Source organism: Flavobacterium johnsoniae, from assembly GCF_001879205.1.
In the GTDB taxonomy this organism is placed as follows: domain Bacteria; phylum Bacteroidota; class Bacteroidia; order Flavobacteriales; family Flavobacteriaceae; genus Flavobacterium; species Flavobacterium johnsoniae_A.
On sequence record NZ_MLFK01000002.1, the window covers coordinates 218,063 to 232,986 of the forward strand.

Consider the following 14,924-nt stretch of genomic DNA (forward strand, 5'->3'; position numbering starts at 1 on the left):
ACAAAACCACCTCAAAAAGAGGTGGTTTTTCTGTTTAAAAGTTACAGAAAAAACAATTATTCCATCCATTTTCTTAAATTTAACATTTCAGTTAATAACGATATTTTTAATTATTATCAAATTATGCCTTTCTAATTGCGAATATCAAAACTATAACTGTTTTTTAACGCTAAAAAAACAATATCTTATAGTAAAATCATAATTTAACGAAAAAAAAAGCATTTTATATTAGGTAGATTAACAAATTATTAAGATTTTTGTCGAACTAATTCAAAATATTTAAAAATGAAACTAAAGTTCAATGGATTCTTAGTACTTTTATTAGTACTAGTTGCGCAACTTTCTTTTGCGCAAGAAAGAGCTGTTTCTGGAACAGTTTCTGATAATGCAGGAATGCCTTTACCAGGTGTGAGTGTATTAGTTAAAGGAACAAAAACAGGAACACAAACTGACTTTGATGGTAAATTCTCTATCAAAGCATCTTCAAGCCAAGTTTTGGTATTTAGCTACATCGGGATGAAAACCCAAGAAGTAGCTGCAAGTTCTTCTACTGTAAATGTAAAATTAGCAGATGCGGGAGCGCAAGAACTTGAAGGTGTTGTAGTAACTGCCTTTGGTATTAAAAGAGAGAAAAAATCTCTTGGTTACGCAACAACAACTTTAAAAGCAGATGCACTTACAGCTGTAGTAAACACTAACCCTTTTGAAACATTATCAGGAAAAATTGCTGGGGTTGACATTACTGCTCCATCACAACCTGGAGCTGCAACAAAAGTTATCATTCGTGGATTGAATACTATTACAGGTAATGCAGGACCACTTTACATCGTTGATGGATCTCCAATTAACAATACCTCTACTGGTACAAGTAATAATGGTGTTGCATCAGTAAGCAGATCATACGATTCTGGAAACGGAGTTAGTGACCTTGACCCTAACAACATTGAAAGTATGACAGTTCTTAAAGGAGCTGCAGCTTCTGCATTATACGGATCAAGAGCTGGAGGTGGTGTAATTATCATTACAACTAAAAAAGGAAAAGCAAACACTGGTATCAAAGTTGATATGTTAGCTTCGACAGAATTTAGTGAAGTTGCTAGAGTTCCACATTTACAAAATGATTTTGGACAAGGATGGAGCGGAGCTGGATACACAGGATCTGGTGCAAGTAATGAAAATGGATCTTGGGGACCTAAATTCACAGGAGAACTTAGACCTTGGGGAACTGTTTACAATAACAGTCAGCAAATTAAACCTTATGTTGCTTTAAAAGATAACGTAAGAGATTTTTACAACACTGGTATATTAGCTACACAATCTGTAAACTTAAGCGGTGGTGGAGACACATCTGACTTCTCTTTAGTATTTTCAAATGTAAATAGTGATGGAGTTGTTCCAACAGATGTTGATCAATACAAGAAACAATCTATTGGTTTCAATGGAGGATTAAAAGGTAAAAGATTCACTTTAAGAACTTCATTAAACTACGTATACAAAAACCAAGCTGTAGTTAACACAGGACAAGGTGATGACGCAGGACAAGGTTCTACATTACAACAAGATTTATTACAAATCCCAAGAGACATTAGTATAGTTGATTTAAGAGATTACAAAAACAATCCTTTTAACAGCCCTTCTTACTATTTCACTCCTTACGCTGCAAATCCATATTTTTCAGTTAACGAGAACAGCACTAAAGTTTACGGAAACAACGTTTTTGGTAATGTTAACTTAAGCTACAAAATAACTGATAAATTAACAGCTTCATGGCAAATTGGTGGTAACGTAAGATCTGAAAGATTAAAAAGTTACGGAGCTATTGTAAATTATTTACCAGGAAGCCCGCAAGATATTGCTGGAAGTTTAACTGTAGGTGGAGTTACTGAAGGAAGATCTGAATTCTCAGAATTTGATACATTCTTCAACCTTAACTACAACACAAATTTAAGTGAAGACTGGACATTAAACCTTTTAGGTGGTGTTAACTACAACAAAAGAGAGAATGATCAGTTAACTAATACAATTACTAACCTTGGTATCCCTGGATACTATGAACTTTCAAACTCAGCGGTAAGACCTACTATTACACAATCTAATAGTTTGAGAAAAACTGGAGCAGTTTATGCATCTGCAGAATTTGCTTTCAAAAACAGATACTTTGCTACAATTACAGGAAGAGAAGATGTAACATCTACTTTACCAATTGGAAACAACGCTTATTTTTACCCAGCTTTATCTTTGGGTGCAATTGTAATTGATAACGGAAGTACTTTCTTAAAATTAAGAGGTGCTGCTTCTAAAATTGCAAATGATACTAACCCTTATGTTACTGAAAATTCATACATCTCTGGATCTGCTGCTGCAAACTTTGGTATAATTGCATCTCCAATTGGAGGAGTAAGTTTCTATGAAGCTTCTGGAAGATTAGGTAATTCAGAATTAAAACCAGAAAGTACAGTTGAGTATGAAGTTGGTGCTGAAGGATCATTATTCAAAAATAGAATTAGCTATGATGTTGCTTTGTACCACAAAACAACTTCTGATTTAATTGTTAATTTACCATTAGATCCATCTACTGGTTTTACACAAAAAGCTATCAACGCAGGAGACATTGTAAACAAAGGTATTGAGCTTTCTATTACTGCAAGCCCAATCAAAAACAAAGATTTTACTTGGAGCTTAACTTACACTTTCACTAAAAACCTTAATGAGGTTACTAAGTTAGCTGACGGTTTTGACAGAATTGATTTAGCAACAGCTTATGGTGTTTCTTTCTCTGCTGTAAAAGGACAACCAATTGGAGCATACTATTCTCTAGTACCAAAAACTACTCCTACTGGTCAACCAATCGTAAGCCCAACTACAGGTATTAATGTACAAACTACAGATTTACAAAATATTGGAAATGCACAACGTAATTTTGTAATGGGTCTACAAAATAACTTCAAATACAAAAACTTTAATTTAGGTTTCTCTTTAGACTGGAAAGATGGAGGAGAATTCTACTCTTACACAAAAAGACTTTCACATTTCGTAGGAAATGGTATTGAGACTACTTACAACGACAGAGGACCGTTCATCGTGCCTAACTCAGTTAATGAAGTAATAACTAATGGTGTTGTAAGTTATGTTGAAAACACTACTCCTGTTGCTTGGGATCAAGTAGCAAATTACTACAACCCTCAAAACAATGTATCTTCTGAAAGCACTCACGTAATTGACAAAACTTTCGTAAGATTAAGAGAGATCAACTTTAACTATGATTTCCCTTCTTCAGTTAGCAAAAACATGGGACTAAACAAAATTACATTAGGTATCTACGGAAGAAACTTATTTATGTGGACTCCAGGAGAAAACCCATATACAGATCCAGAAACAGGAACTTATGGAACAGGTGTACTTTCAGATTTAGGAGAATTTGGAACTAACCCTTCACAAAGATCAGTAGGTGGAGTTTTAAAATTATCATTCTAAAAAATAATATAGAAAAATGAAAAAGATAGCAACATTAATAACAGCTCTTTTCTTATTGGTGTCATGTGATGAAACATTTGACATTAATAGAGACCCGGATGCATTAGCTCCTGGACAAGCAAATAGCACTATTTTTCCTGCTGGTATTGCAGGTCTTGCAGGTGCTCAAGGATCTTACTATGCAATAATTGGTGGATTTTGGTCTCAATTTTGGACACAAAATCCAACATCTAATCAATATAGAGATATTGATCAATATAGTATTGGAACAAATAGCTACCAAGCTGCATACACAGCTATGTTTGATGCATTAAACGACATTAGAGTTGTAAAAGCACAAGCTGCTAAAGAAGGAAACACGAAATATTACTTAATGGCAACTGTACTTGAAGTTGAAGCTAATCAAGTTTTAACAGATTTATATGATGCTATCCCATATGCTGAGGCAAATAATGTAAACATCTTACAACCTAAATTTAACACAGGAAAAGAAGTTTATGACTTAATGATTGCTGATTTGAAAACAGCTTTATCAAAAGATTTAAATGCTTCTGTAGGTGATAACCCAGGTAAAGATGACTTCCTTTTCCAAGGAGACATGACTAAATGGACAAAATTTGGTAATACATTATTGTTAAAACTTTATACAAGATTAACTGAAGTTGACCCAACATTAGCTCAATCTGGAATTACAACTTTAATTAATTCAGGTGCTGAATTTTTAGATGTTGATGATGCTGCTATGACTCAATTTGAAGATGCTGCTGACAGAAGTAATCCACTTTACGAATCAGATAGAAGACAATTAAATACTACTTTAAACTTAAGAGCTAGTAAAACATTATTTTCTTACTTATCAGTTAATGGAGATCCTCGTTTAGCTAAATACTACAATCAACCAGGAAACCCAAACAACCAAGGTGATTTTGACAATACTTCTGTTCCTAACTTATCTTTAGTTATTTTAAATGCAAAAACTCCTGTTTTCTTTATTAGTAGAGAAGAGAGTAACTTTTTACAAGCTGAAGCTCTTACAAGATACTATGGAGGTGCTGGTGCAAAAGCTAAATATGATGCTGGTGTAACAGCTGCTATGGCTAGATTTGGAGGAGATGCTGCTCCTTTCTTAGCTGCTGGAGGAAAATATGAATTCCCAGCTGCTGGAACACCTGCTGCACAAATAGAAGCAATTATTACTCAAAAATGGATCGCTAGTTTCCCTGGAAACGGTTATGAATCATTCTTAGAGCAAAACAGAACTGGATATCCTAAAGTTTCTGCTGTAGCACAAAGTAGTGAATTTTATGTACCTGGTCAATTTACAATTTCAGTAAAAGGTCAAACAGGTACTTTATTCCCAAAAAGAATTGTGTTACCTAATAACGTAAAATCTAGAAATCCAAATGCGCCAGCAATTAAAGCAATTACTGACCCAGTTTGGTGGGATGTTAACTAATAAAAAATAGATCATGAAAAAAATATATATACAATTAATGGTAGTTCTTGTTTCTGGATTATTGTTTACATCTTGTGACGCAGATTCAAGTGCTAATGTTTCGAAGGTAACTTTTTACCCGAACTTAACCATGCATGGTGATGAATTGGTTGTCCTAAATCAAGGAGAAACTTACACTGAAGCAGGTGTTGATGCTGAAGCAAACGGACAATCACTTCCAGTAAAAATAAGTGGTACTGTAGACACAAGCAAACCAAGTATGTACAAGATTAACTATTCTGCTGTAAATACTGACGGATTTCCAGCTACTTTAACTCGTACTGTAGTTGTTTTAAGTACTGCACCAAGTACTATTAATTTAGAAGGTTCATTTGTTAGAGGTGCTAACGTTAACGTTGTAACAAAAATAGGCGACAGAAAGTATGTTTGCGACAATGCTACAGGTTATAATGTAGATGCTGACAATCTAACTTTGGAATTCTATAACATAGATGACAAACAAATTTACGCTCCTTACAACCCAAGCGCTTCTGAATCAGGAATTTCTGCAGAAAGCAATATTGGAACCATAACAGACAAAGATAACTGGAAATGGGTAATTTATGCTTCTTCAGTGTTTGGTACAGCTGAGAGAATATTTAAACGAATCTAAAATTATTAAAATGAAAAAATTAAAACTAAATATAACACGTGTACTTGTAGCAATACTTGTACTTACGTCATTTGTAGCTTGTGACGAAGTTGGTGATACTGATCCAGGAGGAACATCTGCTGAAGCATTTGCTGGGGATTGGTTTATTTCTGCAACAAATCCTGCTGGAGCACCAGTGTCAAGCCACTTATTGTTTTCTACATACAATACTGCGGCTAATGACAATACTTTATGGTTAGATGATCATAATCTTGCTGCTGCTAAAAAATTCAAAGTTAAAGTAACTTTCAATAACGATGGAACATTTTCAGTAACATCTGCAACTAGTGCTTACGGTACAAAAACTGTAACAATAACAGATGGTAAAATTGAAAAAAACGCAGCTACTACTCAGGGAGGACACACTGTAGACAAAATCTCTTTCAAAGCTGAGTTTAGTGGAGAACCAGGAATTATCTACTCTTACGTAGGTGAAAAGAGAACTGGTTTCTTAGAAGACGAATACTAAAAATAAAATTCTTTTAGTATATTTTAAACCGCTCTGTTAATTCAGAGCGGTTTTTTTATATAAACATAATACCTATATTTGTTCCATGGAAAAAGAACATCAAATATTTGGCATTAGAGCCATTATAGAAGCAATACAAGCAGGTCAGGAAGTCGATAAAGTATTTATACAAAAAGAGATTTCGGGTGAATTAATGAAAGATTTAATGAAGGTGATGAAACGTGCCAACATTAATTTTTCTTATGTTCCTGTCGAAAAACTAAACCGATTAACACCTAATAACCACCAAGGTGCTGTGGCTACGATTTCGCCAATAGGATTTATCGATATAGAGCATCTTGTAGAATCAACTATCGCTTCGGGTTCAAAACCATTATTTTTAATTTTAGACCAAATCTCTGATGCCAGAAATTTTGGCGCCATCATTAGAACTGCTGAATGTACCGGCGTTAATGGTATTATAGTTCAAAAAGCAGGTTCAGCACCCGTAAATGGAGACACAGTAAAAACATCAGCAGGTGCCGTTTTTAATGTTCCAATCTGCAAAGTTGAACACATTAAAGATGCAATATTCTATTTACAGGGATCCGGAATCAAAACTGTTGCCGCTACCGAAAAAACAGACCAAAATATTTATGACTTATCATTAAACGAACCTCTAGCTATTATAATGGGTTCAGAAGATAGAGGTATAAACCCTTCTGTTCTTAAAATTGTAGATGAAAAAGCAAAACTGCCAATGTTTGGTTCAATAGGATCACTTAATGTTTCTGTCGCTTGCGGTGCATTTTTATACGAAGCAGTACGCCAGAGAAGTTAAAGCATCAAAAATAGAATGACAACTTAATAATAATTAAATGTCTTCAAAGTTTGCTCATAACATAGTCCATAAAAAAAAAACTTATCTCATTGTAATTTTTTTAATTACAACCATGAGTTATGGGCAGACAACAAAGTACAATCAGTACTGGGGTGAAATGCAGTTTAACAGAACCATAAGTGAAAAATGGTCTGCAGAACTTGATTTAGCCACCAGTTACAGCAGTACGGCATCATCTCCAAACATATTCGAGAAAAACACACAAAGATCATTTAGAGGATGGGGACATTACTATTTGTCTCCACGCTGGAAATTATCCTCATTTATTGGATACTTCAGCAACAAAGATGTTCCTGAAATTGGGCAGTTCGAATCTCCAGAATGGCGATTTGCTTTACAAGCAATTTACTACTTTCATAAAACCGGCTATACGCTGAGTACCAGAATGCGAACGGAACTTCGGCATATGAAAAATGAAGACGATACATATGAAAATGTTATACGCTATCGTCAGCAAATAAAATACATACAACCCATCAACAGTAAATTTCTACGTAAAGGTGTTATTTATGCTATTGCTTCTGATGAGATTTTCCTAAAATCGGAAACAAAAGTAACCGGCCTTAGTTTTTTTGACAGGAACCGATTAAATATTGGAGCCGGATACTTATTCACAGACGATATACAAGTAGAGATTACGTATGCCAATGAATATCTGCCCAGAGATAACAACAATCAAATTGTAAACGCGGCATCTTTAACAATTACGTTTAACAATCTTTTTAAAAATCTGGAAAAAAAATTCCTCCATAAACCAGAAGAAAAACATGATGAATAAATCATTTGTCTTCTTCTTTTAAGAAACAAGCAAGTTGTTTTATAATAGCGCTTTTATGGAGTTTAAAGTTATAATCACGGACAAACTCCGTCCCTTCCATATTAATTGCAGCTACAACAGCTTCAAATTTCGAAAATGCATCAATGTCTTTTTTATCTATAAGATATAAAACCTGCATAACCGAATCGTTTCTTATATACTGTGTATCATAATGTGCCAATTTATAATCTTTATTATCAGCCAAACGAATAACTAAATCATCATTGATTTTTTTTCCTTCTTTTTTTTCAGGGAAAGGTGTAGGCTGCAAGGCTACGTAATAATTTTCTTTATCCGTTACAATGTTAATCTTCAAAGATTTTGTTTTCGTCGTATAGAAAACCGCCGGATCAAAATAATAAACCATAGAACCATCAGCAAGGACCTTATTTTTTATATCACATTGTGCATAAGATTTAGCAGCTCCTAAAATCAATAAAATCAAAACAGAAAAAAGAAGTTTTTTCATAATGTCAACAGATGAAATTAAAATGATTCATACACAAAATTAAACATTTTAATCAACACCTATTTAATTTTCAATCTTTATCTACTGATTCAGATTTAGTTACAATATAATTCACAACAACATTTGAATTAAAAAAAGAAGCTGCCTCCTCTTCTTCAACCACTTCTGTATTAACAAAATTTCCTTGTTCATCAAAATGTTTCATAAAGGGATCTTCCATCGGATCAAAATCCGGCTTCTGCCAATCGTAAATTATTGGTTTTGTATACTCAGGAGTTTTATAATATAAAGAAAGTCCAAATCCTGTGATAAATCCAGCTAAATGCCCTTCCCATGAAATTGTCTTATCAACATCCGGAAAAACATACCAAATCATACCGCCATAAAGTAATATTACCGACAAGGAAAGAGCAACTAAACGATAATATTTGGTTTGTATTCCTTTAAAGAAAATAAAGCTGACCAAAACATAAATCAATCCACTGGCTCCAATATGAAAATTTTCACGTCCGATAATCCAGGTTATTAATCCCGAAAACACGATCCCATAACCAATTACAGGAATACATTGTTTTGGATAAAAATATTGCAATGCGGCCAACAGCACTAAGAGCGGAATAGAATTGTTATATAAATGTTCTAGATTTTCATGAATAAAGGGACTAAAAAGAACACCTTGCAGACCTGAAAAATCTCGAGGGTAAATTCCGTTTTGATAAAAATCAAAATCAAAGCGAATCTGCACCCAATAAATGATCCATAAGAGAAGAACAAAAAGTACCGGAAGTCCGATAACGGAATTTGTGAATTTAAAGTGGTTATCATTCATAAATTTTAATTCTAATTTTCGGATATTAAGACATCAAAAAACTATCCAAACGAAATTTACTGATAATTTGTCAGCTGAAAGCATTTATGTTAAATGTTTATGATTGAACTGGTATATCTTTTTCTAACCAATAAATTTAATTCTGAAAATAGTAATTTTACAAAATGGAAGCACCGTTAGCCGAGCGAATTCGCCCACAGAAACTAGAAGATTATATAAGTCAAAGCCATTTGGTTGGTCCTAATGGATCTCTGACACAGCAAATTTCGAAAGGAATAATTCCGTCCCTAATTTTTTGGGGACCGCCGGGAACAGGAAAAACAACCCTGGCACAGATTATTGCCCAAGAATCAAAACGCCCATTTTATGTACTGAGTGCCATAAACTCCGGAGTTAAAGATATTCGGGATGTGATCGAAAAGGCAAAACAAAGCGGTGGTCTCTTTACTGCCAAAAATCCGATTTTGTTTATTGATGAGATTCACCGTTTTAGCAAATCACAGCAAGACTCCCTTTTGGCAGCAGTAGAAAAAGGCTGGATAACACTTATTGGCGCCACAACAGAAAACCCAAGTTTTGAAGTGATTCCTGCATTATTATCCCGCAGCCAGGTCTATAGATTAAATGCCTTCACAAAAGACGATTTAGAAGCCTTATTGCATCGCGCAATGAAAATCGATACAGAACTGGCTTCAAAAAATATAGTCCTAAAAGAAACCGAAGCATTATTGCGACTTTCCGGCGGTGACGGAAGAAAATTACTTAACATATTTGAACTTGTTGTAAATGCTTCTCCAAGCAATGAAATAGTAATAACGAACGACCGCGTTTTCGAATTAGTACAGCAAAATACTGTTTTATATGATAAAACCGGAGAACAGCACTATGACATAGTTTCTGCTTTTATAAAATCGATTAGGGGAAGTGATCCAAATGGAGCAGTTTACTGGCTGGCAAGAATGATCGAAGGCGGAGAAGATGTAAAATTCATCGCAAGAAGAATGTTGATTTTATCAAGTGAAGATATTGGCAATGCAAACCCAACTGCATTTATCATGGCTAATAACACTTTTCAGGCAGTTTCTACAATTGGCTATCCGGAAAGCAGGATCATATTGAGCCACTGTGCAATTTATTTAGCCACTTCGCCAAAAAGTAATGCATCGTATATGGCAATTGGAAATGCCCAGCAATTAGTAAAACAAACCGGCGATCTGCCTGTTCCAATTCATTTAAGAAATGCTCCTACAAAGCTGATGAAAGAACTAGGTTATGGCGAAGATTATAAGTATTCGCACGATTATGTTAATAATTTTGCTGAACAAGAGTTTTTACCGGACGCCATAAAAGAAACGGTTCTTTACAATCCAGGAAGCAATTCTAGAGAGAACAGCAACCGTGAATTTTTAAAGAACCGTTGGAAAGACAAGTATGGATATTAAACCATTCTTTATTTAGAATTTTACAGAAATTTTTTCTGAAACTAGTTTGTCATTTTGGTAATACTCAAAGTACCAGCCATTATCTTTTGCATTTAAAGAGCCTTGTACACCGTCTTTAATAGCGATAAAAGAGTCCGGACGTGAAGTCTTAAGTAACTTCATCACAACTTTTGGTGTTTTATCAATTAATTGATATCCATTTTCAGTTGGCTGTGCATACAATAAATTAGGATCTGACACATCTGCCACAGGCGCTGCAGAAACCACATTTGTAGAAACAACCGCCGCAGCTGCAGCCGTAGTTGGAACTTGTTTAGAAGACATCGTTTTTCCGTTATAAGCATAATGCTGTGCAATAATAGACACAAATGCATTATCAAGACTTTCTTTATACGCTACTTCATAATCTTTTTCTCTACTTTTTCCTGTTTCAGAAGTGTAAATTACTTTTCCGTAGCAATCTTTAAATTCAACAAAGAGCTTAGTAACTAAAAAAGCATTGTCTCTTTTAACGTCAATATAAAGTAACTCACATCTGTCACCTAAACCTGCTGGTATTTCTTCATTAGCATAATAAGCTTTAAAACCAGCTTTAAGCAAATTAGATTTAGTAACGGTAGCCATCCTGTACTGATTATCAGTTTTCATAAACTCGTACTTTAATGGTATAATTACAGCTTTATAGTCATTAATAGATTGCGAAAATCCAAGGACTGAACAAAGTAGTAAAGCAAATAAAACTTTTAGTTTCATAATTATAAATATTTTTTAAGTTCTAATAAATGATTAATTTGTTTATAGTTTTTAGGAGCATCGATGTTTCTTATATTAAAAAAAATAGCATCCAGCCCTGCATTTAATGCTCCGTTTACATCTGCATCAAGATCATCACCAATCATAATACTATTCTCTTTTGATGCCTGAGCCAAGTTAACAGCATAATCAAAGATAATACTATTTGGCTTTTTCACACCAGCTAATTCAGAATTTGTAATAGTAGTAAAATAATCCCCGAGCGCCGCATTGGTAATTTTCTTGTCCTGAACATTTGCAAAACCATTTGTAATAATATGGAGTTTATATTTTGGTTTTAAATATTCTAAAACTTCAATTGCTCCATCAAACAGATAATTATTGTCAGTTAAAAACTCAATGTAATCGCTGGCAATCTGATTAATATTTTCATCAGACATTGAATAGTTTAAAGCATCAAAAGAAAGCTTTAGTCTATTGTAACGCAATTCCTGATGCGTAATTTGATCGTTTTGATATAATCTCCAGCATTCCTGATTTATAGGGATGTATTTTTCAATAAAATCTTCGATTCTAATTTCTCCGAAATTATTTTTAAAAATACGATCAAAAGCCATTTGAGAATTTTTATCAAAGTCCCACAATGTATGATCTAAATCAAAAAAAATGTCTGTAATGTTGGTATTCATAAATTAAAAAATTCCTTCATCTACAAAACTATAATATTTTGTCTCAGTAATGATTATGTGATCTAAAATTTTAACATCTAAGAGTTCCCCACCTATCTTAATTTTATTTGTAATTTGTTTATCTGCATCGCTTGGGTTAAAGTTCCCCGAAGGATGATTATGACACAAAATCAAGCTTGTAGCACCATTTTCTAATGCTAATTTAAAAACCAATCGTATGTCCACAACGGTTCCGGTAATACCGCCTTTGCTTAATTGCGATTTTGAAATTACTTTATTTGAATTATTAAGAAAAAGCACCCAAAATTCTTCATGAGAGAGTTCGCCTATAATGGGCTGCATGATTTCGAAGACAGCTTTGCTGGAGGTTATTTTCTTTAATTTCACCGCATCTTCTGTTCTTTGTCTTCTACCCAATTCTAATGCAGCAACAATTGAAACTGCCTTTGCCTCTCCTATTCCTTTAAATTTCATTAATTGAGAAATAGATAATTTTGCTAACGAATTTAAACCTCCAGCACCAGCCAAAATACGTTTACTCAAAGCTACAGCTGACTCATTACGACTTCCTGAACCAATCAGAATAGCAATCAACTCGGCATCACTTAAGACATCTTTCCCTTTTAGTATTAATTTTTCGCGCGGTCTGTCATCTTCGGACCAATTGGTTATGGGAAAATGTGTTGCTTCCATTTAAAAATAATTATTTAGAAGAAATATTTAATCGTTTTCTTCAGGGCGAATATATCAAAAAATAAGAAAAATCGCTCATAAAAAGAATTCTATTATTTTTATCCCTAAATTTAATCGCATATCTCTCTTAACTAGTTTAAATAATGAAACTAACCGTCATAGTCTTAATGCTATTTGTATTTTTTTCTTGTAACCAAAAGCCAACGGATTCATTTAAAACTGAATTTTTACAAGAAACGCCAGAAACATTTGAACAAAGATTATCAAATGCAGCTTTATCTATCATTGATCCATCAATAGATTATGATCCGGCATACTTTTCTATTGAATATCCAAACGGAGATGTTCCGGCAGACAAAGGAGTTTGCACCGATGTTGTAATACGTTCTTACCGAAAACTAGGAATTGATCTTCAAAAAGAAGTTCATGAAGACATGGTGGAAAATTTTTCAGATTATCCGAATTTAAAAAGATGGGGAATGACCAAAACCGATACCAATATAGATCATAGGAGAGTGCCAAATCTGGAAGTTTTTTTTGAAAAAAAAGGAATAAAACTCCCTATCAGTCAAAACTCAAAAGATTACAGAACAGGCGAAATTGTAACCTGGATCATTAACGGCAAAATGCCGCACATTGGAATTATAACAAATAAAAAATCAAAAGACGGAAAACGAAATTTAATCGTTCACAACGTTGGCGGCGGACAAGTTCTCGAAGATTGTTTATTTGAATATAAAATTGTTGGGCATTATAAGTATAAAAAAGAAGTCTTGAACTAGAAAATTCTAAATCCAAAAAAAAAGCCAGCTGTAAAACAGCCGGCAAATTATCTAATTTTCAAATTGACTAATTAATCAAACCTTTAACATCGTCAAAATTTAAACCTCCGTAATTTCCGGAACTCATTAGTAAAAGTGCCGAATTATCTAGATTTAAGTTGAATAAATATTCTTTAAATTCTGTTGGGTTTGTATATATAATTAAATCTTCTCTATTAAATGAAGTTGCAATCTGCTCGTATGTCACCTCTTCTAGCTGCTTAATTTTTACAGCATCCGGCGAATAAAACACAACTGCTACATCAGCATATTCTAACGCTCCTTCATATTCTTTCAAGAATTCAGCATTTAAACTGCTGTAAGTATGCAATTCTAAACAAGCAACCAAAGTTCGATTTGGATATTGCTCTTTTACGGCTTTTGTTGTTGCGGCCACTTTACTTGGCGAATGCGCAAAATCTTTATAAGCTACTTTTCCTTTTCCTTCTGCAATTTTTTCCAAACGTTTTGATGCTCCTTTAAAACTTGCAATTGCTTCATAAAAATCGGCTTCGTCAACGCCCATGTTTTGGCAGATCCATTTTGCTCCGGCTAGATTATTTAGATTGTGTGCACCAAAAACTTCAATTGGCATATCGCCTTCCGGTGTTTTCAGCAACGTTACACCATCAGCAACAGTATATTCCGGAGTATGGTAAGGTAATTTACGAATTGGATTTGTCGCAGCCTCAGAAACACGTTTTACTTCAGGATCATTTTCGTTATAAACCAAAATACCACCGTTTGTAATTTTCGAAATAAAAATTTCAAACTGTTCTACATAATTTTCATACGTTGGAAAAACATTAATATGATCCCAGGCAATTCCGGAAATTAAAGCAATATTTGGCTGGTATAAATGAAATTTCGGACGGCGGTCTATTGGTGAAGACAGATATTCATCACCTTCTAAAACCATAAAATCATTTTCTTCAGTTAAATGCACCATGGTATCAAACCCCTCAAGCTGTGCTCCTACCATATAATCAACCTCAATATTATGATAATGCATTACGTGCAAAATCATCGAAGTGATTGTTGTTTTTCCGTGCGAACCTCCAATTACAACTCGTGTTTTATTTTTAGACTGCTCATATAAAAACTCCGGGTACGAATAAATTTTCAAACCTAATTCCTGCGCTTTTAACAACTCCGGATTGTCTGCTTTTGCGTGCATTCCTAAAATAATGGCATCAATATCAGACGTGATTTTTTCAGGAAACCAACCCATTTCTGCAGGAAGAATTCCTTTTTTTTCTAATCTTGATTTTGATGGTTCAAAAATAGCATCGTCGCTTCCAGTTACCTGATATCCTTTATTGTGTAATGCCAATGCTAAATTGTGCATCGCGCTTCCGCCAATGGCGATGAAATGTGTTTTCATTTAAAATATTTAATCGTTAAACTGTTTAATTGGTTAATCGAAATAGCAAATAACTAA

General features: G+C 34.0%; 14 protein-coding genes. 8 read left to right on the forward strand and 6 right to left on the reverse strand.

The genetic code is table 11. The annotated features are described in order from the left end of the window. Positions 1 to 285 precede the first annotated feature (285 nt). From BKM63_RS03355 to BKM63_RS03380, 6 genes are all read left to right on the forward strand, one after another. Positions 286 to 3,474: a SusC/RagA family TonB-linked outer membrane protein gene (locus BKM63_RS03355; protein ID WP_071635235.1), complete on the forward strand. Its 3,189-nt coding sequence runs from the start codon at positions 286 to 288 to the stop codon at positions 3,472 to 3,474. A gap of 16 nt (positions 3,475 to 3,490) precedes the next feature. Then, on the forward strand, positions 3,491 to 4,930 hold the full coding sequence (locus BKM63_RS03360) for a SusD/RagB family nutrient-binding outer membrane lipoprotein (protein ID WP_071635236.1): 1,440 nt from the start codon (positions 3,491 to 3,493) through the stop codon (positions 4,928 to 4,930). Between the two features lie 13 nt (positions 4,931 to 4,943). Further along, positions 4,944 to 5,582: a DUF5011 domain-containing protein gene (locus BKM63_RS03365; protein ID WP_071635237.1), complete on the forward strand. Its 639-nt coding sequence runs from the start codon at positions 4,944 to 4,946 to the stop codon at positions 5,580 to 5,582. Further along, positions 5,533 to 6,090: a lipid-binding protein gene (locus BKM63_RS03370; protein ID WP_123907040.1), complete on the forward strand. Its 558-nt coding sequence runs from the start codon at positions 5,533 to 5,535 to the stop codon at positions 6,088 to 6,090. The genes BKM63_RS03365 and BKM63_RS03370 overlap by 50 nt, the downstream gene beginning before the upstream one ends. Positions 6,091 to 6,175: 85 nt before the next feature. Further along, complete coding sequence (gene rlmB / locus BKM63_RS03375; RefSeq protein ID WP_012022498.1) at positions 6,176 to 6,910, forward strand: 23S rRNA (guanosine(2251)-2'-O)-methyltransferase RlmB; 735 nt, start codon at positions 6,176 to 6,178, stop codon at positions 6,908 to 6,910. 37 nt (positions 6,911 to 6,947) lie between these two features. Then, positions 6,948 to 7,748, forward strand: a complete 801-nt coding sequence (locus BKM63_RS03380) for a DUF2490 domain-containing protein (RefSeq protein ID WP_071635238.1) — start codon at positions 6,948 to 6,950, stop codon at positions 7,746 to 7,748. Position 7,749: 1 nt separating this feature from the next. Here BKM63_RS03380 and BKM63_RS03385 read toward each other — a convergent pair whose 3' ends face one another. Both BKM63_RS03385 and BKM63_RS03390 read right to left on the reverse strand, forming a co-directional pair. Beyond that, positions 7,750 to 8,256: a hypothetical protein gene (locus tag BKM63_RS03385; RefSeq protein ID WP_071635239.1), complete on the reverse strand. Its 507-nt coding sequence runs from the start codon at positions 8,254 to 8,256 to the stop codon at positions 7,750 to 7,752. A 70-nt stretch (positions 8,257 to 8,326) separates the two neighbouring features. Next, positions 8,327 to 9,085 carry a rhomboid family intramembrane serine protease gene (locus tag BKM63_RS03390; protein WP_071635240.1) on the reverse strand — a complete coding sequence of 253 codons (759 nt, stop codon included), beginning with the start codon at positions 9,083 to 9,085 and terminating at the stop codon, positions 8,327 to 8,329. A 164-nt stretch (positions 9,086 to 9,249) separates the two neighbouring features. On the opposite strand from BKM63_RS03390, the gene BKM63_RS03395 reads away from it, so the two are divergent. After that, positions 9,250 to 10,527, forward strand: a complete 1,278-nt coding sequence (locus tag BKM63_RS03395; RefSeq protein ID WP_071635241.1) for a replication-associated recombination protein A — start codon at positions 9,250 to 9,252, stop codon at positions 10,525 to 10,527. A gap of 12 nt (positions 10,528 to 10,539) precedes the next feature. On the opposite strand, the gene BKM63_RS03400 is transcribed toward BKM63_RS03395, so the two are convergent. From BKM63_RS03400 to radC, 3 genes are read right to left on the reverse strand one after another with little or no spacing between them, the layout of a single operon-like run. Continuing rightward, on the reverse strand, positions 10,540 to 11,280 hold the full coding sequence (locus BKM63_RS03400) for a hypothetical protein (protein ID WP_071635242.1): 741 nt from the start codon (positions 11,278 to 11,280) through the stop codon (positions 10,540 to 10,542). Positions 11,281 to 11,282: 2 nt separating this feature from the next. After that, positions 11,283 to 11,969: a YjjG family noncanonical pyrimidine nucleotidase gene (locus tag BKM63_RS03405; RefSeq protein WP_071635243.1), complete on the reverse strand. Its 687-nt coding sequence runs from the start codon at positions 11,967 to 11,969 to the stop codon at positions 11,283 to 11,285. Between the two features lie 3 nt (positions 11,970 to 11,972). Continuing rightward, positions 11,973 to 12,662 (reverse strand): RadC family protein, encoded by a 690-nt coding sequence (gene radC, locus BKM63_RS03410; protein WP_071635244.1) that lies wholly within the window; start codon positions 12,660 to 12,662, stop codon positions 11,973 to 11,975. 167 nt (positions 12,663 to 12,829) lie between these two features. On the opposite strand from radC, the gene BKM63_RS03415 reads away from it, so the two are divergent. Next, entirely contained in the window at positions 12,830 to 13,444 is a 615-nt protein-coding gene (locus BKM63_RS03415) for a DUF1287 domain-containing protein (protein ID WP_242661089.1), read from the forward strand. A gap of 67 nt (positions 13,445 to 13,511) precedes the next feature. On the opposite strand, the gene BKM63_RS03420 is transcribed toward BKM63_RS03415, so the two are convergent. Further along, a complete protein-coding gene (locus BKM63_RS03420) occupies positions 13,512 to 14,867 on the reverse strand; it encodes a UDP-N-acetylmuramate--L-alanine ligase (protein ID WP_071635246.1) in 1,356 nt (451 codons plus the stop codon). Between the last annotated feature and the right edge of the window lie 57 nt (positions 14,868 to 14,924).